This window comes from Acinetobacter sp. A3, assembly GCF_012371415.1.
Lineage (GTDB): Bacteria > Pseudomonadota > Gammaproteobacteria > Pseudomonadales > Moraxellaceae > Acinetobacter.
Genome location: NZ_JAAZQW010000016.1, coordinates 17,707 through 40,422, shown reverse-complemented (window position 1 = coordinate 40,422; position 22,716 = coordinate 17,707). Strand labels below are relative to the sequence as shown.

Below are 22,716 nucleotides of genomic sequence, written 5' to 3'. Positions count from 1 at the left end.
CTTGCGAAAAATATGAGGGATAACTATTTGCTTTTTACTAAAGGTAAACCTTGTGCTTTCCAGTTGCTAATGCCGCCATCTAAACGATAGGCATCTGCATGAGCGACTTGTTGTAAAGCACTGCCTGCAACTTGACCTAAGTTACAGATAAAGACCAATGGACGATCTGAGGTTTTTAGCTCTTCAACATGCTTGGTAATTTGGCTATAGGGAATATTGCGGCTGCCACTGATATGACCTTCACGGAAATCTTTGGCATCACGTAAATCAATCAACATGGCATTTTTAGCTTTGACTAAAATACCCAAAGATTGTGGGGAAATTTTACGACCATTGCGTTGACCTTCTAACACAAAGAACAACACTACCAATACGGCCAGTGTCCCAAATAAGAAGGGATGATTCCCCATAAATTCGAACCAACGTTCCACAAGTCACCTAATTACAATTTCAAAATTGTTCAAGAGTATAGCGTATAAATATGGCGATCAAAAACACCGCTTCAAGGGCAGCGCCATAATAAAATTAATTTTTTTGTTGCGCTTCGGCAATTTCATCACAGAGTCTTAAATAACTGTCTAAACGACGTGGCAAAATTTCACCCTGTGCAGCAGCCTGTCGCAACGCACATTGCTTTTCATGTTTATGGGTACAGTTACGAAATTGGCAATGTCCCAGCAAATTTTCAATTTCAGGAAAACCGTGCTGAATTTTATCTGCACTTAAATGCCACAAACCAAATTCACGAATACCAGGTGAGTCAATTAAGGCAGCGCCTTCGCCAAAGTCAATTAAGCGGGTAGAAGTGGTGGTGTGCTGCCCAAGGGCTGAGTTTTCCGAAATGATATTGGTCTTTTGTGCCGCTTCAGGCACGATGGCATTAATCAGCGAGCTTTTGCCTACGCCAGATTGCCCCACAAAGGCTACAGTTTCACCTGCTAAACGTGCGGCTAAATGGTCTAAATTGCCATCGGACTGGGTTTGCATAACTTCATAGCCCAAGGCCTGATATTCCTTAAGCAAGTCTAAAATTGGGTCGTTTTCTTGCAGTAAATCAGATTTGTTTAAGACCAATAGGGCTGGAATGTCTGCATCGGCACAGGCAACCAAATAGCGGTCAATTAAGCCCGGTGCAGGTTCAGGCAAAGGCGCAAACACAATAACAATCAGGCTGATATTGGCGGCAACAGGTTTGACCTTATGGTAGCGATCTGGTCGGGTCAGCAAAGACTGACGTGGATGAATCGCGCTAATAATGCCCAAACCTGTATTTGGGTCGGCCTGCCATTTCACTCGATCTCCCGTCACCAATAATTCTAAATTGGTACGGGTGTGACAGCGCCAAACACTGCCAATTTCAATGGGTTTCCAAAAAGGCTCTGGTTCGCCTGCTTGGACTATAGGCTTTTCAGGATGAATTTCAGGGACAGATAATGCTTGCACTTCCAGTTGACGGCCATAGTGTTGTACCACCAAGCCTTCTAAATCATGTGAGGTGTCAATATCTGCCTGACGTGACTTGTGTTGTTTTTCAATTCGACGTTGCTGCTGTTCAGTCAATCGACGTTTACGAATTAAAGCCATTCATATCCTAAAAACCATGAGCTCAGGATGGCAAAAATAGCATGAAGCGGGGGCACAGTTACAGCCAAGAAGCAAGAAATTTGCTACTATGTTGTTTTTAAGCCGAATAAGATTGCACATTTATGAGCAGCACGCCTGATACTCGCCTGATTTGGATTGATTTGGAAATGACCGGTCTAGATACCGACAATGACCAGATTATTGAAGTGGCCACCATTGTGACCGATGATCATCTGAATATTTTGGCAGAAGGGCCTGTGCTTGCAGTGCATCAACCTGACCGCATTTTAAATGCTATGGATGAGTGGAATACGCGTCAGCATGGGCAGTCAGGTTTAATTGAGCGTGTGCGCCGCAGCAAACTCACTGCGCAGGATGCAGAACAGCAAACCATTGAGTTTTTAAAGAAATGGGTGAATCCAAAAACATCCCCAATGTGTGGTAACTCAATTTGCCAAGACCGCCGTTTCTTGCACCGTTTAATGCCTGAATTGGAACAGTATTTTCATTACCGTAATTTGGATGTGTCTTCAGTCAAAGAACTGGCAAAGCGCTGGCGCCCTGAAATTATGAGCGGTTTGAAAAAGAACGCTTCGCATTTGGCGATGGATGACATTCGCGATTCGATTGCCGAGCTGAAATATTACCGCCAATATTTTTTTATTATGAATCAAGACTAAGCTCTATATACACACGCAAAGCTGTGCGGATGTTGCAAAAAAGAGGCAATAGCCTCTTTTTTTGTTGCCAAGTTTTTACATAATCTGCAAAAAAAGGCGCATTATGCAATTTCACTCTGTGTTCAGAATTGGCATGATACAGCGAAATATATCTAGGTGAGTTTCACATGGCACAAGGTCTTTTGGCGGGTAAGCGTTTTTTAATTGCAGGTATTGCAAGTAAATTATCTATCGCATTTGGTATTGCACAAGCATTGCATCGTGAAGGTGCAGAATTAGCATTTACTTATCCGAATGAAAAACTCAAAAAACGTGTTGATGAATTCGCTGCACAATTTGGTTCAAGTATTGTTTTGCCATGTGATGTTGGTGTAGATGCAGAAATTGAGCAAACATTTGCTGAATTGGCGAAACACTGGGATGGTTTAGACGGTTTGGTTCACTCTATTGGTTTTGCACCTGCACATACTTTAGATGGTGACTTTACCGATGTTACTGACCGTGATGGCTTTAAAGTTGCACATGACATCAGTGCTTATAGCTTAATTGCAATGGCACGTGCTGCAAAACCATTATTACAAGCCCGCCAAGGTTGCGTATTGACACTGACTTATCAAGGTTCTGAACGTGTTATGCCTAACTATAACGTGATGGGTATGGCCAAAGCTTCTTTGGAAGCAGGCGTACGTTATTTAGCTTCAAGCTTGGGTGCAGAAGGTATTCGTGTGAATGCAATTTCTGCAGGTCCAATTCGTACCCTTGCAGCATCAGGCATTAAATCATTCCGTAAAATGTTAGACCTGAATGAAAAAGTTGCACCGTTAAAACGTAACGTGACGATTGAAGATGTTGGTAATGCCGCGTTATTCCTATGCTCACCATGGGCCAACGGTATTACAGGTGAAATTCTGTATGTCGATGCAGGCTTTAATACGGTAGGCATGAGCGCAGATTTGATGCTAGATGCTGAATAAGCATTGTATTTAGTAAATCAAACCGAAGTTTAGGCTTCGGTTTTTTTATGGGTATATTTTCAAAATAGAGATATTTTGCAGATCACTGCAATTTTATTTCCTTGTTGCAGGCAACTGCTGTTATAACTAGAAAGTTGTCTTTTGACAAAACTTTAAAATAAAGCTCGGTTTTAGGTTGTGAAAATGAATGCGGAACAATTGCAAAAAACATTACATGCCAGTCAATACGCAGAACAAGTCTTGGCAAATCACGAAGCCCTGTTACAACAGGATTATGCAATTGACCAATTTCTGAAACCTCTGAGTGCAGATTATATTCATCAACTGGTCATTTCGACTTTACAAGACATCAGTGATGAAACCCTGTGGATGAAAACCCTGCGCATTTTACGTGCCCGTTTAATGTTCCGCTGGATTTGGCAAGATGCCAATCAACTGACTGATGTGGTGACACTGACGCAAGAACTTTCTGATTTTGCCGATATTTGTGTGCAAGTGGCCAAAGATTTTGCACGAGTTCCGCTGGTTGCCAAACATGGCGAACCAATGGGATATAACGGCAAAGTGCAGGATTTGATTGTGGTGGCTATGGGTAAGCATGGCGCACAGGAGCTGAATTTATCCAGTGACATCGACCTGATTTTTGCCTTTGATGAACAAGGCGAAACCAACGGACGCAAGTGCATTGAAGTACAGCAATTCTGTATTTTATGGGGACAAAAGCTGATCTATCTGCTAGATCACATCACTGCCGATGGTTTTGTATTTCGTGTTGATATGCGATTACGTCCGTGGGGTGATGGTTCAGCTTTGGCGATTAGTCATGTGGCATTGGAAAAATACTTAAGTCAGCATGGACGTGAATGGGAGCGCTATGCATGGATTAAGGCACGTATTATCACGGGCGGGCAAGAAGGTGATGAACTGCTGGAGATGACCCGACCTTTCGTGTTCCGTAAATATGTCGACTACACTGCTTTTGAAGCCATGCGCGAAATGAAAGCCATGATTGAGCGCGAAGTACAGCGCCGTAATATTGAAGACAATATTAAACTGGGTGCTGGAGGGATTCGTGAAGTTGAGTTTATCGTACAGGTTTTTCAGTTGATTTACGGTGGCTCAAAACTGGAATTGCAAGACCGCCAATGTCTGGTCAATTTACGCCATTTGGGTGAGGCAGAATTATTAGAGCCGCAAGCGGTGCTGGATTTAGAAGATGCCTATTTGTTCCTGCGTCGGGTTGAGCATGCTATTCAAGCCTTGAATGATCAGCAAACCCAAGCCCTACCTACCGAACCTGAACTACGTGCACGTATTAGCGATACCTTGGGCTTTGCTGACTGGGACAGCTTTATGCAGACTCTGAATGAAAAGCGTGTCAAAGTGATTTATCAGTTTGAACATTTAATTAAAGAAAATGAACCTGATTCCTTGCTAGAAAATTATAGTCAGCTGGAAAAACAACTGAATGCGGTACTGGATGATCAGGCGAAAAACCTAGTACATGAGTTTTGGTATGGGCACGGCATTAAAAAACTTACAGCCAAAGCTTTACAGCGTTTAAAAACCTTTTGGCCACACTTGATTGAAGCGGTGTTGCAATCGGAACATCCACAAATGGCATTGATGCGCTTAATGCCATTGGTTGAGTCAGTGCTGCGCCGTACCGTGTATTTGGTGATGCTGATTGAAAGCAAGGGAGCTTTACAGCGCTTGGTGAAAATGGCCACGGTTAGTCCATGGATTTGTGAAGAACTGACCCAATATCCTGTGTTGTTGGATGAATTTTTATCTATGGATTTTGAATTGCCGAAGCGTAGTGATTTGGAAGATTCGCTACGCCAGCAATTGCTGCGTATTGAGCTGGATGAAGTTGAAGATTTAATGCGGGTGCTGCGTTTATTCAAAAAATCCAATGTGCTCACGGTTGCAGCCAGTGATGTATTGGCAGAAAGCCACTTGATGAAAGTGTCCGATGCGCTGACGGATATTGCCGAAGTAACAGTAAATGCAGCGTTGCAACTGGCGTATCAAATTACGGCTAAAAAGCATGGTTATCCGCTCGACAGTGAAGGGCAGCGCTGTGGTTTAGAACATAATGCTTTTGCGATTATAGGCTATGGTAAGGTCGGTGGGATTGAGTTGGGCTATGGTTCAGATTTGGATTTGGTCTTTGTGCATGCCATGGATGAGCAGGCCGATACCGATGGGATGAAACCTATCAGTGGTTTTGAATTTGCCATGCGGGTTGCGCAAAAGTTTGTTTCGCTTATGACCACACAAACCCTAGATGGCCGTGTCTATGAGGTCGATACCCGTTTACGTCCTTCGGGTGAAGCAGGTTTATTGGTCACCAGTTTACGTGCTTTTGAACAATATCAGCTTAAAAGTGCATGGTTGTGGGAGCATCAAGCTTTAGTTCGTGCGCGCAGTATTGCGGGTGAGCAACGTTTACGTGACAAGTTTGAAGTATTGCGTTGTCAGATTTTGACTCAGCCACGTGAAGAAGCACATGTGCGCAGTGAAGTGCTGAAAATGCGTCAAAAAATGAAAGATCATTTGGGTTCATCCAAAGAGCAAAAAAAAGATGGAATTTTTCATTTAAAACAGGATGCAGGTGGTATCGTTGATATCGAATTTATGGCACAGTATGCGGTATTAGCCTGGAGTGGGTCGAATCCTGATCTCGCCCATTATTCCGACAACGTAAGAATCCTTGAAGATGCCGCAAAAACAGGTTGCTTATCCAGCGACGATGCGACAGCATTGATTCAAGCTTATCTCCGTGAACGAGCCGAAAGCCACCGCTTAGCCCTTGCAAATCAATCCATGCAAGTCAATGCTGCGGACTGGTACGATACCCGTGAGGTCGTTTGCAAGTTATGGCAAAGATTAATTGATCCGACTGCAATGTCTGCGTTGGATTAAAATGACTATGTATAAACATTTGGAGTGTGTGCCATGAATTTGGCTGATCGTGATGGTTTTATTTGGCAAGATGGACAATTGGTTGACTGGCGTGATGCAAAAATTCACGTCTTAACGCATACCTTACACTACAGTATGGGTGTGTTTGAGGGTGTCCGCGCTTATGAAACGCCAAACGGAACTGCGATTTTCCGTCTTCAGGACCATACTAAGCGTTTGTTAAACTCTGCCAAAATTTATCAAATGAAAGTACCATTTGATCAAGCAGCTTTAGAGCAAGCGCAAATTGATGTGGTACGTGAAAACAAACTTTCATCGTGCTACTTACGTCCATTAATCTGGATTGGTTCTGAAAAATTAGGTATCGCTGCAACCAATAACACCATTCATGCTGCTGTTGCCGCTTGGGGTTGGGGGGCATATTTAGGTGAAGAAGCGATGGCCAATGGTATTCGCGTTAAAACTTCATCATTTACGCACCATCATCCAAACGTGACTATGTGTAAAGCCAAAGCTTCAGGTAACTACACCTTGTCTATTCTTGCACACCAAGAAGTCGCGCAAGCAGGCTATGATGAAGCCATGTTGATGGACCCACAAGGTTATGTATGCCAAGGTTCTGGTGAAAACGTATTCTTAATTAGAGATGGCGTTTTACACACACCAGACATCGCAGGCGGTGCTTTAGATGGTATTACGCGTCAAACAGTGATCACCATTGCTAAAGACTTGGGTTATGAGGTGGTTGAACGCCGTATTACGCGTGATGAATTCTACATTGCCGATGAAGCCTTCTTTACAGGCACAGCAGCGGAAGTCACCCCAATTCGTGAATATGATGACCGTGTGATTGGTTGTGGTTCACGTGGCCCAATTACCACTGAAATTCAAAAAACTTTCTTTGATGCAGTTCAAGGTAAGAATGACAAATATGCACACTGGTTGACTTACGTTAAATAAGTCACGCTTGTGTGCCTGAGTGAAGAGAATTGACTCAGGTGTGATGACCCCATTCAGGCAGTGCTTGAATGGGGTTTTATTTTGTCTGCGATTACCTTATGAGCTCGCTAAACATCGAGCAAGATTTATCACTCACTTTACCGATATAGATGAATAATCAATTATTTCTTCGTTGATTTAGTGGTGTGCAAATTTGATCTTAACGATAAATTTAGTTGCTCAAAACATAGTTTTTTATAGCGAGAGGCAATCCCTGTAATTGGTGAGATTTGATTTTAAAAAACGCTCAGTCTGTCGAATGTGATAGGAGATAGTGAATCAAATACGTGAAAAGTGTAGTAAAAATTAGACTAGAAACCGAATTTTGACCATTCTTTCAAAAATAAATCCACTTAAAATGTAACAAAAGTTAAAATAAAAATGTTATTAAAGTTAAATAAAAACAATGTGTTGGTTTAAATGTAAATAAATATATATTTTTCATTATCCCTAAAATTTGGATCACAAATTTTGGGGAGTGAGCTGCTCCCTAGTTTTTTGCGATGTCATTTAAAACAGTACTTTAATCTCGTAATTTGCTGAAATTCAAAGTTTATTAAAAATTGTGTGAAATGGGGCGTATAGATGGATTTTTGTGAGAAATACCTAAAATGAAGAAACTTGCTAAGGATTGAGTTTCAATAATTCTAACGATATCTCAAGCGAGTGAATGATTAAAAAATGGTTTTTTATAAGAGTTATGGAGAAGTGACATGTCTAAATTTATTAAAACTGCTGCTGCTTTGATGGTTTTCGGAGCTTTTTCAACGGTAACAATGGCGGGTGGTAATCATCATCCTAAACCAAACCCTAAGCCAACCCCAGTATGTAACGAAGGGCCATGTACAGGAAGTATTCCAATTCAAGTGATTGTGCCTAAGCGCTGTGAGCTGAAAGTGAAAACACCAAGTATCTCATTAAAAGATGGTGCACAAGCTTCTGGTCAATTTATGGTTGGGGCGAATGCAAACTACAACTTATTGGTCGATACCGACAACCGTGTTGGTGGAGGCAAAACAACCAAATCTGCAGCCAAATCAGGTAATCATGCAGTGGGCTTAACGGTTGAAACCAAACGTGCGGGTTCACCATCTTTGATTCAGTTAAACGATCAGCAAACCAATATTGCGCCAGGCAACAATGGCTGGAGTACTTACAATGTCTTGGTTAAAAGTGACGGTGTAGGTATTTCTAAACCAGCGGGTACCTATACCGATAAATACAACATTCGAGTGTCATTCTAATTCACTTGAACGCAATCTGAATCAGTTGGCTTTACCGACAGGGTGGAGTCAACTTTTTAGTCTAAAGACAAGCGTAATCAGACATTGTTGGGGGATGCATGAAAAAATTATTGAAATATGTGCTGGTCGCAAGTTGTTTATGTGCAGAGGCAGTTTATGCAAATTTGGTGATTTCACCGACTCAAATGTATTTGGGCGATAAAGCACGACAGCGCAGTGCAACAGTAGTCATGGAAGCCACAGATCTTACTGAACCGAAAAGCTTTGAAATGTCTGCCTACAAATGGTCGCAAAATGCACAGGGTGAAGATGTGCTAGAACCAGAACAAGACATCTTAATTAATCCTAAAAACTTTGTTTTACAACCGAATGCACAACAAGTGATACGCGTAGGTTTTAGCCGACCACTTTCTAAGGAAGAAATGGCGCAAGAAAAAACTTGGCGTATTGTTTTTAAAGAAATTGCCCCTGTGGTGGAAGAAGACGCTCTCCAATTTTTATTTACGATTTCTGTTCCTTTATTTGTGGGTAAGCAAGATGCCATTCAGGTGACTGCAACCCCGCGTTATCAAAACGACCATTTGTTTTTAGAGATAGAAAATCATGCTGCATCGCATGTGCAAATTTCTTCAATCAGCATTTTAAACCAACAAAAACAACCCATCGCAACCACACGTGAAATGAAATATTTGTTAAATCAACAAAAACACAGCTTTGATATGGGGCAAATCAAACTCAGTGATTTGAAAAATTACATACTCAAACTTGAAACAGATAAAAGTGAGCAAGCCATTGAGTTAAAAATGAAGGGCTAAATCATGCATAGAACTCGACTGTTTTTTGCGCTGCAATGTGTCCTGTGGGGGATACCATTACAAGCCGCTGCTGCTCAGCCTGAAATGGTATTAAATAGTGTTTGGTTAAATGGCGTTGATCGTGTCGTTGAAAGTCTGGTATTGCAGCAGGACGAGCAACGCTATATGGAATGTGAGGTCTTGCAACAATTGGGTTTGCTGCAAGAGCGCTTACAAAAACACAGTGCACAAACGCAGTTTTGTTCAGTAACCACTAATGATATCCAGTCCGAGCAAGATTCTGCACTGCAAGCCATTAAACTGACTGTACCAGCCAGTTATTTTATTGATGCACAATTTACCCAAACGCATGCGATTCCCTCTAAAGCGGACTTGGGTGGCTTTTTAAATTATGACGTACTGTATGCGCGTTATGATAACCATAATGAATTAAATGGCTTGGCAGAGCTTGGTATTTTTAAGGATTACTGGATTTTTAAAAATGCCATGATGTATCGTAAAGAAGCAGAACAAGACCAAGATAAGTTGCTGCGTTTGAATACCAGTTTTGAAATAGAGTTTCCATCACGTTATCAGCGTTTAACCTTGGGTGATAACACCAGTGTTTATAATCCATTATTAGATACATTTAGATTTGGCGGTGTATCTTTTGGTTCAAATTTTAGTAGTTATCCAGATTTTATTTATTGGAATGTACCCACCTTAAGGGGCAGTGCGGTACTGCCATCGACAGTCGATTTATACATTAACGGCATCAATTTATATCAACAACAGATTACACCCGGACACTATAGCTTAAATACAGGCGCCAATATTCAGCAGTCGGGTGAGGCGCAGGTGGTGGTGGAAGATGTATTGGGTAACCGTACCGTGCAATCCTTTCCTGTCTATGTCACCACGCAATTACTCAAACCTGGGTTAAATGAATATAACTTTTCTGCAGGCAAGTTGCGTTATGACTATGACTACGTGTCAGATGATTATCGTGAGTTTTTTGGCAACCTTTATTTCAGACGCGGGATTACTGACAGCACGACCTTAGGCACTAATTTAAGTTACAGCAAGGATGTGCAAAATGTTGGTTTGTTATGGACACAGGCTATCAGCAAATATGCCTTGTTAGATACGCATGCAGCTTCTAGTCATAGTGACTGGGGCGATGGCTATACCTATGGTACTTCAATAAGCCGTAATGGCAGTCGGATTGCATTCGGTGCCAGTCATAAGTATTACAGCCCTGAATACCGAGGCTTGGGTTATAGCGATGCAACACAAACGGTGGAATATGACAATTTGGCCTATGTCAGTATTTTTAATGTTCCTTTAATCAACACCTTAAACGTGAACTATTTGGAACGTCGTTATCACTCCAATACTGAAAATAGTTTTGCAGATAGCCAAATGCTTACGGTCGGTTTTTCGCGTATGTTTGGGCGTCAGGCTTCAATGTCATTTTCATATTATAAAGATTTAAAAATAGAGGATAGTGACGGGGCATATTTAACCCTGAACTATCAGTTTGACCAACGCCGCAGTGCGCAACTTTCTCATAACTTTGATGAACAGACGCAGTTGCGTTATGCACAAAGCAGTCTGGCTCAAAATGGTGTGGATTACACGCTTGCTGTGCGCCACCAACAAGCAGAAGATGAGATTGGGGTAAATGCTTATACGGCGCTAAGAATGCCTATGGGTAATCTATATTTAAGCCACGATGAAAGTGAGCGTTTTAGCTATAGTCAAGCCAATTATCAGGGTGCAGTGGTTTGGTTAGATCGAAAATGGGCCATGACCAAATACGTAGACAATGCCTTTGCATTGGTAAATGTCGGTGATATTCCAAATGTAGAAGTACAACGGGCTTTAACACCAGTCGGCAAAACCAATCAAAAAGGCTATGTGTTTGTGCATGACATTGTACCTTACGTCAATTACGACGTGTCTTTTGATCAAGACCAGTTAGACATGTATGACAGCTTTGAATATTCAAGCCAAAAAGTGATTGGTATGAATCAACGTGGTTATAAAGTGAATTTTCCTGTGCAGCGTACAGGATTGATTATATTACGTTTACTTACAGCTGATCAGCAGCCGTTTGTGCAGGGGAGTGAGGTGTATTTAAGTCGTGATACCACTGAGTTTGTACCTGTGGGCAGTGATGGAAATGTACATTTATATGGTGTGAAACCCGGCAGCTATACGCTAAAAGTCAAAACCAAAGGTGGAAAGATTTGCCATAGTCAGCTTGAAGTACCTCAAGTTAAAGCTGGCACGGTTCCGCAAACAACGCAAATGGATTTGATTTGTCAGTAAGCATGTCAGCATGATGAGTGAGGGTGAGAAAAATGAAAAGATTAGAGATCGTAAAAAAAATAAGCCTGTTGTTGTGTGGCTGTTGGGTCTGTGTTCCTGCACAGGCCTGCACCATTGGTTCGGTGAGTGAGTCTTTATTGCAAATGAGCGCTCAATACCGTAGTCAGACGGCAACCAGTTTTAATGTGCGCTGTGATCGTGGTTATAGTATTCAGTTTAGTAGTCGTAATTTACGGGACAAGCACGGCAGCAGTTTTGTAAACAATGGTGCTCACCGTTTACGTACCAGTATGCGCATTATGGGTGCAAAAAATAATCTGTGGAACACGCCAATTGAAGGACAGACTTCTGCATCAGGGCATAAATACAGTGTAGCGGTAAGGTTAGATGAACAGCCGAGTTTGACAACGCCAGCAGGACGCTATACCGATGAGTTATACGTTAACTTACTGTTTTAGATGTTTTAATGTGCAGCAGGCTCACGATAATGTATTGAACAGGCAGGTATTGAATATCTGCTTTTTTTCATCTGTTCTTGGGCCGACTAACAGCAAATTATGGGGTTTCTAGCTTTTAAAATTGTATAAAAAATGACAAACATGTCACCAAAGCATCATATTATTGCAATGCTGCTGTATTAGGCTAACTAGCATAAAATAAGAATTGAGCAGAAAGGCGATGAGCAATGTATTGGCAAAGCAGAGCAGTAAATTAGAGCGTTACAGCGATGCATTTAAATTTTATTTCAAACAAGATCAACAACAAAAAAATAGCCAGCCTCAATCTGAACTCTCAGACCTTGTCCGCCCACGTTTAAAAATTGCCCTCGTGACAGAAACTTGGCCACCCGAAATTAATGGTGTAGCACGTTCATTGCAGCAATTGTGCAAAGGTTTACAGACACTTGGGCATAAAATTCTGCTCATACGCCCTGAACAAAAACAGCATGATGGCCAGTTTCAGCCTTATAAAGAGTGTCTGGTTAAAGCCCAAGCGATTCCTAAATATAATAATTTACAATTTGGCTGGCCACAGTGGTCTAAACTCTCGCAGGCGCTAGATGAGTTTGAACCAGATGTAGTGCATATTGTGACTGAAGGGCCTTTGGGGCTTGCTAGTTTGCATTTGGCAAAATCAAAAGGTATTCCTGTTTCCAGTGGTTTTCACTCTGCATTTCAGGATTTTAGCCGATTTTTTGATTTGGCTTTTTTACTTAAACCGATACAACACTATCTAAAGTGGTTCCATAACAATACTTTGCTGACCTGTGTGCCGAGTCATGACACAGAAAAATCATTGCGTCAGTTTGGCGTAGAAGGCCCATTGGTGATTGTCGGGCGTGGTGTTGATGTCGAGCACTTCTCTCCTGAGTTTCGTTCAACAGCACTTAGAGCACGCTGGGGGGCAGATGAAAACACACGAGTGATGTTGTATGTGGGGCGTTTATCGCCAGAAAAAGAAGTCAATGTGATTATTGATGCCTACCACAGCATGCCCCAAAAAACGGAACAAGCTGTGAAATTGGTGGTGGTGGGTGATGGGCCCGATCGTCAGCGTCTAGAAGCCATGAATTTGCATGGCGATATTATTTTTACTGGCAGTTTAAGTGGCACAGCGCTTGCAGAAGCTTATGCCAGTGCTGATGTATTTACCTTTGCCAGTCAGGTCGAAACCTTTGGCAATGTGGTATTGGAAGCCATGGCCAGTGGTTTACCTGTGGTTGCTTATGACTATGCTTGTGCCAATTTACACGTTCGTCCAACTGAAACAGGCTGGCTCAGCCCTTTGGGACAGCATACACATTTAGTCGGTCATATTTACCGACTTCCCGATATTACAACCCTTAGACAAATGGGCGAAAAGGCCCGCAAAGCGACTTTAAATATTGGCTGGCAACACCCAGTCCAACAATTTGAGCAGGCGTTATATCAGGTGGCAGAGGAGCGATACATGCCATCTTAGTTATGCGCCAAAAGGAGAGAACTGATGAAGTTTAAAAATGCAAAAATAAGAATGCTGGATCTCGACTTAAAAGGCTGTTTGTATCTTAACCATTTTTCCCACTCGCAGAGGGTGGCACAATTTTTTAAAATTATTAGCCGTTTGGGCGATGGTGTGTTCTGGTATGTCATGCTAGCAAGTGCATGGATCATGCAAGGCATTGGCTACAGCTTACAAATTATTTATCTCTTATTGGGCGGCTCGGTTGGTACAGGTATTTATAAATACCTCAAACAAAAAACAGTGCGTCCACGTCCCTATCAGGTTCACCAAGTCATTCGTTTAGGTGAGCGCCCGCTAGATCATTTTAGCTTTCCATCGGGTCACACATTACATGCAGTAATGACCACCACAGTGTTGGGTTATATCCAGCCAGTATTGTTGATGTTGATGTTGCCTTTTACGATTTTGGTGGCTATTTCCCGTATGATTCTAGGCTTGCACTATCCAAGTGATGTGGCCGTCGGGGCAATGATTGGAGGGGCTGTTGCGAGTGCGATTATTTTGGCTGCACCTTATGTAAATATTGTTTTATAAGTGGTTTGTATCTCAAGTTTATATTAAGAACTTGAGTATGAATTTATTGATTAGAGGGCTAAAGAGTTATAACGGAGTCCTATTAATTACGGTCAAACAGTTGGATAAACCTTCGGTTCGACCTACTTTTGTTTCGGCAAAAGTAGGCAAAACCATTGTCATCCACAAAACCTGTTCACCATTAGGTTTCTGTTTGTTATTTCGCAAAAACAATATTAAACAGATACCACTCAGCTTATGGATGACGTTTCCGAGTATCAAGTGTATGTGATTGAGTGCCATTAAGTATGGTTTTATGTGTGTAAATCATATTTGAAAAGTTATAGATCAGATACAGAAAGGCAGGCAGCTTTGGTGAAATTTGTTAAAGTAGTCGCTGTCTTGAATAGAATAGGGAATATACATGGGTTTACGTTGGACAGACAGCATCGACATTGCGATTGAATTATATGAAGCACATCCCGATGTGGATCCACAATGGATTCGTTTTACCGATTTACACGCGTGGGTCTGCGCTTTACCTGAGTTTGAAGATAACCCAGAAAAATCGACAGAAGGTTTGTTAGAAGCCATTCAAATGGCGTGGATTGACGAAGCACGTTAAAAATAGTGCTGTGAAGCCAGACGGATTTATCCGATGTCGATCTGCATAATTTGCTTCATATCGAAAAAAGCAATTTTTTTACACATCAAAAGCAGAAAACAGCCCATTATTCGGTATAATGCGGCAAAATTTTCGCGTCAACATTGACTTAAGGAGCCAATCATGGCTATTGAACGTACTTTATCTATCGTAAAACCAGATGCAGTTGCTAAAAACCACATCGGTGACATCTTTGCTCGTTTCGAAAAAGCTGGTCTTAAAATCGTTGCGACTAAAATGAAACACCTTTCTCAAGCTGAAGCTGAAGGCTTCTATGCAGAGCACAAAGAACGTGGTTTCTTTGGTGACCTAGTTGCGTTCATGACTTCTGGTCCAGTAGTTGTGTCAGTTCTTGAAGGTGAAAATGCAGTTCTTGCTCACCGCGAAATTTTAGGTGCAACAAACCCTAAAGAAGCTGCACCTGGTACAATCCGTGCAGATTTCGCTGTAAGCATCGACGAAAACGCTGCTCACGGTTCAGACTCAGTTGCATCTGCAGAGCGTGAAGTAAACTACTTCTTTGCTCAAACTGAAGTTTGCCCACGTACTCGTTAATACGCAGTATTCAAACCAGATAAGTGTTATTATGCTTATCTGGTTTTTTATTCTCCGAATTTTTATTTTCTGAATAAACCCTTGCTCACCTCTTGAGCATCTCCTTTCATCTTTAGACATGGTTTAGGTAATACACACATGAGTACAGAAGTCCTCGCTGCATCTGCGACAGATGTTCAGCAAGCATCTGCATCCGCTCCTGCACAGTCCAATACTGCAGAGAAAGTGAATCTCCTTGGCATGTCACGTCCACAAATGGAAAAATTCTTTGAAGAGTTAGGCGAAAAGAAATTCCGTGCAGGGCAGGTGATGAAATGGATTCACCAGTTTTTTGTTACAGACTTTGCCGAAATGACCAATATTTCGGGCAAGTTACGTGAAAAACTGGAAAAGATTTGTGAAATTAAAGCGCCAGAAGTGGTGCATAAAAACTATTCTAAAGACGGTACGCGTAAGTGGGTGTTCCGTGTGGGCGAAGGTGAAGGCTCACTCGTCGAAACTGTCTTGATTCCTGCAGAAGATAAAACTGGCTCACGCAAAACCTTGTGTATTTCATCGCAAGTGGGTTGTGCGCTAGACTGTTCATTTTGCTCTACAGGTAAACAAGGCTTCCAGCGTGACTTGACTCAAGCCGAAATTATTGGTCAGTTGTGGATGGCAAACTATTCCTACATGGAAGATGTGCCAGTGGTAGAGCGTGAGCGTTCTGTGACCAACGTGGTGATGATGGGCATGGGTGAACCATTGCTGAATTACGATGCTGTTTTGAATTCTATGCGCATCATGTTAGATGACTTTGCCTATGGTATGTCTAAGCGCCGTGTGACCTTATCTACCTCGGGCGTAGTGCCTAAAATTGATCAATTGGCACAAGACATTGATGTTGCCCTAGCAATTTCTTTACATGCCACCAATAACCAATTACGTGATGAGCTGGTTCCAATCAACAAAAAATATCCGTTGGAACAATTGATTGCGGCTTGTCAGCGTTATATTGGCAAAGATGGCAATGAAAGTGCCCGTAAACACGTGACCATTGAATATGTCATGTTAGATGGTGTGAATGACCATCCTGAACATGCACAGCAAATGATTCAGTTACTCAAGAACCTGCCAAGCAAAATTAATTTGATCCCATTTAATCCATTTCCGCACGCACCGTATGGGCGTTCTAGCCGAAATCGAATTATTTCTTTCCAAAAAACTTTGTCTGATGCAGGTTTTGTGTGTACGATTCGTCAGACACGTGGTGATGATATTGATGCTGCCTGTGGGCAATTGGTCGGACAAGTCGCTGATCGTACCCGTCGTGCAGAGCAGTGGAAAAAGAAAGTTGCAGCGCAAAATGAAATTATACGCTCGCAAGGATAATGACTTGTATAGATAAGCGACTTGCATCGAATTAAGACGCAAAGGGGATGTCCATTGAATAAGCCTGTATTTAAATTCGCACAAATTACAACCGTTTGTATTTCGGCAATTTTTGCTGCAGCTTGTCAAACCACAGCGCCAACGCTCGGACAAAAAGACCCAGAAAAAGCAGTACAAGTACGCACTCAACTTGCTGCAGAATATTTAAAAAATGGCGATTTAGATTCTGCTAAACGTGCGTTGGATCAAGCTTTGGAAAGCGATTCACGTGATTCATCTGCCAATATGATGATGGGGGTGTTGTTGCAGCAAGAAGGCAGCAAGCTGAATCTGGAAAAAGCCGATGCCTATTTCAAGCGTGCCATAGCTGCTGACCCTCAAAATGCACAAGCGCGTAACAACTATGGTACGTATTTATATCAAGTAGAACGTTATAATGAGGCGATTGAACAGCTCAGTATTGCTGGTGCAACACTGGGTTATGATCAGCGTTTTAGAGCATTAGAAAACGTAGGGCGTATTTATTTAAAGTTGGGTGATGTCGCGAATGCTGAAAAATCATTCAAACAAGCCTTACAAGCCAACCGCGATTCTTATGTTTCAATGTTAGAGTTGTCTGAAATTTTATATTTAAGACAACAATTTGCACCCGCTCGACAATTGTATGAACAGTTTGTACGTGCGGTCGGGCAAAAAAATCAGGGTGCGCGTGCCTTATGGATTGGGATTCGTTTAGCACGTGCCAATGGCGATCAATTGGGAACTCAGGTTTTAGTGAACCAGCTGCGTGCATTATTTCCCAATAGCCAAGAATACCAACGTTATTTGCAATTACAGTACAGTACTGAGGCCGTATGGAAGTAAATCCTAATTCACCGCAACCATCACAGGGGAGCAATCAGGTACCCCATGCATTAGGAAATGTTCAACGTCCAGGTGAGTACCTTCGTCAAATTCGTGTGAATCAAAAACGCGATCTGGCTGATGTTTCAAAAGATTTGAAAATTCCATTGAAAACACTGACTGCACTTGAGCAGGATGAATATACTGCCTTGCCAGAAGCAACCTTTATTAAAGGTTATTATCGTACCTATGCTAAATATTTGCAGGTCGATGCTTCTGCGATTATTCAGCGTTTTGATGAAATTTATGCCAACGATACAGGTCTGTTGCCCAACCATGCTTTGAATAATTCACCCATCAAAATTATGGGGAAGTTGCCTGGTTCCAACCGTGATCGTAATAAAAAATGGTTGACCCGTATTGCAATTGCGATTGCTGTCTTATTGCTTCTGTGGGCTTTGGTGGCATTGATTCAGAACTGGATGTCTTCTAGTCAAGACACTGCTGAACCTGAAATTGCAGTGCTGCAATCTGATGTGCAAATCATTTCAGACAATGCAACGGTTGGCACAACCTCACTTGCTTCAGGTGATCAATTGAATTTGCAATTCGCACGTCCAACTTCAGTGCATATTGTCGACTCTGCAGGCAATGTATTGGCAACAGGACGTCAGGCATCAACTTTAAATTTACAAGGTGAAGCCCCATTCCAAATTCGTTTAGATGATGCCACTGCTGTGTCATTAAGTTTGAACAATGAGTCGATTTCATTATCGCCATATACTGTAAACGGAAAAGCCGAATTCCGTTTGTCTCGATAATGCAGCAAGGTAGAGCGATATCATGATTGTGAATCCAATTCAACGCCGTCCGACCCGTAAAATTCGTGTGGGTTCTGTTTATGTCGGTGGTGATGCACCCATTAGTATTCAGAGTATGACCAATACAGAAACCTGTGATGTAGCTGCGACTGTGGCACAAATCCAGCGTTGTGTGGATGCGGGTGTAGACATCATGCGTGTTTCTGTGCCAACAATGGAAGCCGCAGCTGCATTTGGTGAAATTCGTAAGCAAGTGTCTGTACCCTTAGTTGCAGACATTCACTTTGACTATAAAATTGCTTTGGCCGTTGCCGATGCTGGCGCAGATTGCTTGCGTATTAACCCAGGGAATATTGGCTCAGAAGCTAAAATTCGTGAAGTGGTGGCTGCTGCAAAACATCACGATATTTCCATGCGTATTGGTGTAAATGCAGGATCGCTAGAAAAAGACATTCAGAAAAAATATGGTGAGCCAACAGGGGCTGCATTGCTAGAATCTGCCATGCGTCATATTGATATTTTAGATCGCTTAGACTTTCATGAATTTAAAGTTTCAGTCAAAGCCTCTAATGTGTTTTTAACCATGGATGCTTACCGCCTGTTGTCACAACAAATTGATAATCCATTACATTTAGGCGTAACTGAAGCAGGCATTTACCGTACAGGTACGGTTAAGTCAGCAATTGCTTTGGGTGGTCTGCTCATGGAAGGCATTGGCGATACCATGCGTATTTCGCTTGCGGCAGAACCTGAAGATGAAGTCAAAATTGGTTTTGATATTCTTAAATCTTTAAGCTTACGCTCAAACGGCATTAACTTCATTGCTTGCCCAAGCTGTTCACGTCAGGAATTTAATGTGATTTCTGTGATGCAGGCTTTGGAAGAGCGTTTGGAAGATATCCGCACGCCTATGGATGTATCGGTTATTGGATGTAAAGTGAATGGCCCAGGTGAAGCCAAAGAGGCGGATATTGGTGTCGTGGGTGCAAGTCCACGTTCGTTGGTATATCGAAATGGTGAAAAAAGCCATTTAATTGATACCAACCAACTTGTTGATGAAATCGAAAGCATGGTTCGTCAACGTGTGACAGAGCTTGAAGAAGCTAAATCTAAAGAGATTATTCGTACAAATTTTTCTGAGTAAGACATGAGTTCAATTGTTGCAATCAAAGGTTTTAATGACATTCTGCCTACGCAAACTCCTGCGTGGAGACGTCTAGAGCAACATTTAGCATCACTAATGGATGCTTATGGTTATCAACAAATTCGTTTGCCAATGGTCGAGCAAACCAATTTGTTTAAGCGTTCAATTGGTGATGCGACCGATATCGTTGAAAAAGAAATGTACACTTTCTTGGACAAAGGCAATCCGCCAGAGTCTTTGACTTTACGCCCTGAAGGTACTGCGGGCTGTGTACGTGCCATGTTAGAGCACAATTTACTGCGTGGCGCGACCCCGCGTGTGTGGTATATCGGCCCGATGTTCCGCTATGAAAAGCCGCAAAAAGGCCGTTACCGCCAATTCCATCAATTTGGTGTCGAAACTTTTGGTGTTGCAACGCCAGACATGGATGCCGAACTTATTTTAATGACTGCGCGTTTATGGAAACGCATGGGCGTTGCCGATAAAGTTCGCTTAGAGTTGAATACTTTGGGTGAGTCGGATGAGCGTGCTGCGTATCGTGCTGCTTTGGTTGAGTTTTTAGAAGCTCACAAGGCCGATTTAGATGAAGATTCTCAGCGTCGTTTAAGTACCAATCCACTGCGTATTTTGGACTCTAAAGATGCTAAAACACAAAGCATCTTAGAAAATGCACCGAAATTACATGATTTTATGGGTGAAGACACCCTAAATCACTTTGCCCAGTTACAGCAATATTTAACAGATGCAGGCATTGATTTTGTAATTAATCAAAAATTGGTACGTGGTCTAGATTATTACAACAAAACAGTATTTGAATGGACAACTACGCATTTAGGTTCACAAGGCACAGTCTGTGCAGGTGGACGTTATGATGGTCTGGTTGGGCAATTGAAAGGCAAAGCAGATCAGTCTGTACCTGCCGTGGGATTTGCCATGGGTATTGAGCGTTTGTTGTTGCTACTTGAGCAAGTCGAAGACAATACACCAGTACGTGATTGTGAAGTGTTCTTGTTGGCAGACCCAAATACGCAAGGCAAGGCTTTGGTTTTGGCTGAGCAAATTCGTGACCAGTTGGAACAGGCAGGCAGCCAAATTCGCCTGAAAGTCGGTTCACAAGGTTCAATGAAAAGCCAAATGAAAAAAGCCGATCAATCAGGTGCAATCTACGCATTGATTTATGGTGAGCGCGAAGCGGAAGCACAGCAATTGGCAGTCAAAACTTTGGCAACTGCCGAGCAAACTGCAGTCGCTGTTGCTGAAATTGTGCCTTTCATCATTGAAAAATTTTCTTCACAATAAGCCAAATAACATAAGGAAAAGGGTAATCCAATGAGCGCATTGAGTGATGACGAACAACTTGATAGTTTAAAATCGTTTGCGAAAAAATATGGCTCGGCCATTATTAGCGGGATTTTAATTGCGTTGATTGCCTTTTTCGGATGGCAATATTGGCAGAAAAAAAACTTGGCTGAGCATCAAATGAATACTGCCAAAGTGCAGCAACTGATGGATGATGCACGTAACACAGAAGCGAATCCTGATGCTTTTAGTCAATTGTCTGCAACTGCCGATAAAATTGTGAAAGAAGCGCCAGACTCTGCGCAGGCCATTCAAACTCAGTTTTTAATGGCAAAATTGGCTTATGATCAGCAAGACTTTGCTGCGGCTGAAAAAGCTTTAAAGAAAGTTGAAAACTCAAAAGTGAAAGATCAGGGCTTGGTGCAACTGGTCAAGTTACGTTTGGCGTATGCACAGCTGGCTCAAAAGAAATATGACGAAGCCATTCAAAGTTTGGCAGGCGTGACCGATCCTGCATTTAAAGCTACAGCAGACGAAGCACGTGGTGATGTCTATGTTGCCAAAAATGACCGTGAAAATGCTAAAAAAGCGTATCAAAGTGCATGGGATACTTTGGTAGAACGTAAACAAGAGCGTCAAATTTTACAAATAAAACTCGAAAGTGTAGGCGTTTTGGTGGATGATCCTGAAATTGAACGCCCAGTATTAGAAACACAAGTGGATGAGAGCCAATGAATAGAAAGTATAAAATACCGTTTGCACTGACAGTTTTAACCCTCGCTTTGGTGGGATGTTCTACAAATAAAATTAAAGTTGCAGAAGTTAAGCCAAATCCACTCCCAAAACTTGAACAAGCACAGAGTTTAGTGCCTGTATTTTCGCAAAATGTATCTTCTACAACGGCAGCAGATCCACTGCGTTTACAGCTCGATGCTGCAAATGGTGTAATTTTTACGGTTGATCCTAAAGGTGAAATGGCCGCCTATCAAGGCAAACAGCGCCTTTGGCAAAAGCAAGTTTCTAAGCAAGGTCTTAGTGCTGGCGTAAAAGCTGCAGAAGGAATAGTGGTTGCAGGCAACAGCAAAGGACAATTGTTCGCCCTAGATCAGCAAACAGGCGAACAAAAGTGGGTGGCACAATTAACAGGTGCAATTCTTGCACCTTCATTGATTCAGTCTGGTCGTGTGGTCACTGTCAGCAATGATGGCACGGTGTATGCGCACAACGTAGAAACGGGTCAATTGGTATGGACCTATAACTTGCCAAACGTACAGTTTAGCTTACGTGGTATGGCTGCACCTGTTGCTTTAGACCCGCGTACAGTCTTAATTGCTTCGGCAAATGCCTATGTTTATGCCTTAGATATTGTGACAGGCGTACCACGCATGCAACGTCGTGTCGCAATCAGTGAAGGTCGTTCAGACATTCAACGCTTAAATGATATTGATGGTGACCCTGTAGTTGCCGGCCAATTCTTGGTGACCACAAGCTATCAAGGTCAGGTCACTGTATTGGACTTGGCATCGCAACAGGTGATCTGGAGCGAAGACATGAGCAGCACCAAACGCCCAGAAGTAGCGGGTAATGGTGTGTTTGTCAGTAGTGATGACGGTAAAATTGCTGCCTATGAAATCACGTCTGGGCAACAACTTTGGGAAAATGACAGTTTACTGAATCGTCGTTTGTCTAATCCTGTGTTGTTAGGTCAGTATTTGGTGGTAGGCGACTTAGACGGTGTATTGCATTTGCTTGACCCAAGTTCAGGTCAGTTGGTTGGACGCTCAAAAACCAGCGGTGAAGTACGCACATTGCGTGTCATTGACAATCAGCTCTATGTAGCAACGCAAAAGGGTGCTTTCAGCGTTTGGCAGAACCGTTAATTTTATTCTGACTTTTATGCTAAAATAGTCGTCCGTATTTTTACGCGGGGTAATTGAATGTTCAATACCCCGTGTTTTTATTTAG

Annotated in this window: 21 protein-coding genes; 19 read left to right on the top strand and 2 right to left on the bottom strand. The window is 42.3% G+C overall.

The window, feature by feature from the left end; translation table 11 throughout:
- Positions 1–23: 23 nt before the first annotated feature.
- Both HHA42_RS07185 and rsgA read right to left on the bottom strand, forming a co-directional pair.
- Complete coding sequence (locus tag HHA42_RS07185; RefSeq protein ID WP_168418423.1) at positions 24–431, bottom strand: rhodanese-like domain-containing protein; 408 nt, start codon at positions 429–431, stop codon at positions 24–26.
- Between the two features lie 94 nt (positions 432–525).
- Positions 526–1,584, bottom strand: a complete 1,059-nt coding sequence (gene rsgA / locus HHA42_RS07180) for a small ribosomal subunit biogenesis GTPase RsgA (RefSeq protein ID WP_168525981.1) — start codon at positions 1,582–1,584, stop codon at positions 526–528.
- 122 nt (positions 1,585–1,706) lie between these two features.
- On the opposite strand from rsgA, the gene orn reads away from it, so the two are divergent.
- The 19 genes from orn (at position 1,707) to bamB (ending at position 22,631) form a co-directional block, all read left to right on the top strand.
- Positions 1,707–2,264 carry an oligoribonuclease gene (gene orn / locus HHA42_RS07175; RefSeq protein WP_004976254.1) on the top strand — a complete coding sequence of 186 codons (558 nt, stop codon included), beginning with the start codon at positions 1,707–1,709 and terminating at the stop codon, positions 2,262–2,264.
- Between the two features lie 167 nt (positions 2,265–2,431).
- Positions 2,432–3,238: an enoyl-ACP reductase gene (locus HHA42_RS07170; RefSeq protein WP_168418425.1), complete on the top strand. Its 807-nt coding sequence runs from the start codon at positions 2,432–2,434 to the stop codon at positions 3,236–3,238.
- Between the two features lie 183 nt (positions 3,239–3,421).
- The gene (gene glnE, locus HHA42_RS07165) at positions 3,422–6,166 is read left to right on the top strand and encodes a bifunctional [glutamate--ammonia ligase]-adenylyl-L-tyrosine phosphorylase/[glutamate--ammonia-ligase] adenylyltransferase (protein ID WP_168525979.1); all 2,745 of its coding nucleotides are present in this window, start codon (positions 3,422–3,424) and stop codon (positions 6,164–6,166) included.
- A gap of 33 nt (positions 6,167–6,199) precedes the next feature.
- Positions 6,200–7,126, top strand: coding sequence for a branched-chain amino acid transaminase (locus tag HHA42_RS07160; protein WP_168525977.1), 927 nt, complete (start codon positions 6,200–6,202; stop codon positions 7,124–7,126).
- A 752-nt stretch (positions 7,127–7,878) separates the two neighbouring features.
- Positions 7,879–8,409 carry a hypothetical protein gene (locus HHA42_RS07155; protein WP_168418428.1) on the top strand — a complete coding sequence of 177 codons (531 nt, stop codon included), beginning with the start codon at positions 7,879–7,881 and terminating at the stop codon, positions 8,407–8,409.
- 98 nt (positions 8,410–8,507) lie between these two features.
- On the top strand, positions 8,508–9,224 hold the full coding sequence (locus HHA42_RS07150) for a fimbria/pilus periplasmic chaperone (RefSeq protein WP_104852477.1): 717 nt from the start codon (positions 8,508–8,510) through the stop codon (positions 9,222–9,224).
- Between the two features lie 3 nt (positions 9,225–9,227).
- Positions 9,228–11,537: a fimbria/pilus outer membrane usher protein gene (locus HHA42_RS07145; RefSeq protein ID WP_168525975.1), complete on the top strand. Its 2,310-nt coding sequence runs from the start codon at positions 9,228–9,230 to the stop codon at positions 11,535–11,537.
- 32 nt (positions 11,538–11,569) lie between these two features.
- Positions 11,570–11,995, top strand: coding sequence for a hypothetical protein (locus HHA42_RS07140; protein ID WP_104470588.1), 426 nt, complete (start codon positions 11,570–11,572; stop codon positions 11,993–11,995).
- 220 nt (positions 11,996–12,215) lie between these two features.
- Positions 12,216–13,499: a glycosyltransferase family 1 protein gene (locus tag HHA42_RS07135; RefSeq protein WP_168525973.1), complete on the top strand. Its 1,284-nt coding sequence runs from the start codon at positions 12,216–12,218 to the stop codon at positions 13,497–13,499.
- Between the two features lie 24 nt (positions 13,500–13,523).
- The gene (locus HHA42_RS07130; RefSeq protein ID WP_168418432.1) at positions 13,524–14,075 is read left to right on the top strand and encodes a phosphatase PAP2 family protein; all 552 of its coding nucleotides are present in this window, start codon (positions 13,524–13,526) and stop codon (positions 14,073–14,075) included.
- 403 nt (positions 14,076–14,478) lie between these two features.
- Complete coding sequence (gene iscX / locus HHA42_RS07125) at positions 14,479–14,679, top strand: Fe-S cluster assembly protein IscX (RefSeq protein ID WP_104852473.1); 201 nt, start codon at positions 14,479–14,481, stop codon at positions 14,677–14,679.
- A 162-nt stretch (positions 14,680–14,841) separates the two neighbouring features.
- Positions 14,842–15,273, top strand: coding sequence for a nucleoside-diphosphate kinase (gene ndk / locus HHA42_RS07120; protein ID WP_004975092.1), 432 nt, complete (start codon positions 14,842–14,844; stop codon positions 15,271–15,273).
- 138 nt (positions 15,274–15,411) lie between these two features.
- Positions 15,412–16,644, top strand: coding sequence for a 23S rRNA (adenine(2503)-C(2))-methyltransferase RlmN (gene rlmN, locus HHA42_RS07115; protein WP_168461613.1), 1,233 nt, complete (start codon positions 15,412–15,414; stop codon positions 16,642–16,644).
- A gap of 54 nt (positions 16,645–16,698) precedes the next feature.
- Positions 16,699–17,508 carry a type IV pilus biogenesis/stability protein PilW gene (pilW, locus tag HHA42_RS07110; protein ID WP_019836295.1) on the top strand — a complete coding sequence of 270 codons (810 nt, stop codon included), beginning with the start codon at positions 16,699–16,701 and terminating at the stop codon, positions 17,506–17,508.
- The gene (locus HHA42_RS07105) at positions 17,499–18,308 is read left to right on the top strand and encodes a DUF4115 domain-containing protein (protein ID WP_168461615.1); all 810 of its coding nucleotides are present in this window, start codon (positions 17,499–17,501) and stop codon (positions 18,306–18,308) included. The genes pilW and HHA42_RS07105 overlap by 10 nt, the downstream gene beginning before the upstream one ends.
- Positions 18,309–18,330: 22 nt before the next feature.
- Positions 18,331–19,452, top strand: a complete 1,122-nt coding sequence (gene ispG, locus HHA42_RS07100) for a flavodoxin-dependent (E)-4-hydroxy-3-methylbut-2-enyl-diphosphate synthase (protein WP_104852471.1) — start codon at positions 18,331–18,333, stop codon at positions 19,450–19,452.
- A 3-nt stretch (positions 19,453–19,455) separates the two neighbouring features.
- The gene (hisS, locus tag HHA42_RS07095; RefSeq protein ID WP_104852470.1) at positions 19,456–20,751 is read left to right on the top strand and encodes a histidine--tRNA ligase; all 1,296 of its coding nucleotides are present in this window, start codon (positions 19,456–19,458) and stop codon (positions 20,749–20,751) included.
- 30 nt (positions 20,752–20,781) lie between these two features.
- Positions 20,782–21,486 carry a tetratricopeptide repeat protein gene (locus HHA42_RS07090; RefSeq protein WP_168461617.1) on the top strand — a complete coding sequence of 235 codons (705 nt, stop codon included), beginning with the start codon at positions 20,782–20,784 and terminating at the stop codon, positions 21,484–21,486.
- Positions 21,483–22,631, top strand: a complete 1,149-nt coding sequence (bamB, locus tag HHA42_RS07085; protein WP_168418435.1) for an outer membrane protein assembly factor BamB — start codon at positions 21,483–21,485, stop codon at positions 22,629–22,631. The genes HHA42_RS07090 and bamB overlap by 4 nt, the downstream gene beginning before the upstream one ends.
- Positions 22,632–22,716: the final 85 nt, after the last annotated feature.

Excerpts from the sequence above, each read along its gene's own strand:
- rsgA (WP_168525981.1), bottom strand. The coding sequence starts at position 1,584 with ATGGCTTTAATTCGTAAACGTCGATTGACTGAACAGCAGCAACGTCGA.
- orn (WP_004976254.1), top strand. The coding sequence starts at position 1,707 with ATGAGCAGCACGCCTGATACTCGCCTGATTTGGATTGATTTGGAAATG.
- HHA42_RS07170 (WP_168418425.1), top strand. The coding sequence starts at position 2,432 with ATGGCACAAGGTCTTTTGGCGGGTAAGCGTTTTTTAATTGCAGGTATT.
- glnE (WP_168525979.1), top strand. The coding sequence starts at position 3,422 with ATGAATGCGGAACAATTGCAAAAAACATTACATGCCAGTCAATACGCA.
- HHA42_RS07160 (WP_168525977.1), top strand. The coding sequence starts at position 6,200 with ATGAATTTGGCTGATCGTGATGGTTTTATTTGGCAAGATGGACAATTG.
- HHA42_RS07155 (WP_168418428.1), top strand. The coding sequence starts at position 7,879 with ATGTCTAAATTTATTAAAACTGCTGCTGCTTTGATGGTTTTCGGAGCT.
- HHA42_RS07150 (WP_104852477.1), top strand. The coding sequence starts at position 8,508 with ATGAAAAAATTATTGAAATATGTGCTGGTCGCAAGTTGTTTATGTGCA.
- HHA42_RS07145 (WP_168525975.1), top strand. The coding sequence starts at position 9,228 with ATGCATAGAACTCGACTGTTTTTTGCGCTGCAATGTGTCCTGTGGGGG.
- HHA42_RS07140 (WP_104470588.1), top strand. The coding sequence starts at position 11,570 with ATGAAAAGATTAGAGATCGTAAAAAAAATAAGCCTGTTGTTGTGTGGC.
- HHA42_RS07135 (WP_168525973.1), top strand. The coding sequence starts at position 12,216 with ATGAGCAATGTATTGGCAAAGCAGAGCAGTAAATTAGAGCGTTACAGC.
- HHA42_RS07130 (WP_168418432.1), top strand. The coding sequence starts at position 13,524 with ATGAAGTTTAAAAATGCAAAAATAAGAATGCTGGATCTCGACTTAAAA.
- iscX (WP_104852473.1), top strand. The coding sequence starts at position 14,479 with ATGGGTTTACGTTGGACAGACAGCATCGACATTGCGATTGAATTATAT.
- ndk (WP_004975092.1), top strand. The coding sequence starts at position 14,842 with ATGGCTATTGAACGTACTTTATCTATCGTAAAACCAGATGCAGTTGCT.
- rlmN (WP_168461613.1), top strand. The coding sequence starts at position 15,412 with ATGAGTACAGAAGTCCTCGCTGCATCTGCGACAGATGTTCAGCAAGCA.
- HHA42_RS07105 (WP_168461615.1), top strand. The coding sequence starts at position 17,499 with ATGGAAGTAAATCCTAATTCACCGCAACCATCACAGGGGAGCAATCAG.
- ispG (WP_104852471.1), top strand. The coding sequence starts at position 18,331 with ATGATTGTGAATCCAATTCAACGCCGTCCGACCCGTAAAATTCGTGTG.
- hisS (WP_104852470.1), top strand. The coding sequence starts at position 19,456 with ATGAGTTCAATTGTTGCAATCAAAGGTTTTAATGACATTCTGCCTACG.
- HHA42_RS07090 (WP_168461617.1), top strand. The coding sequence starts at position 20,782 with ATGAGCGCATTGAGTGATGACGAACAACTTGATAGTTTAAAATCGTTT.
- bamB (WP_168418435.1), top strand. The coding sequence starts at position 21,483 with ATGAATAGAAAGTATAAAATACCGTTTGCACTGACAGTTTTAACCCTC.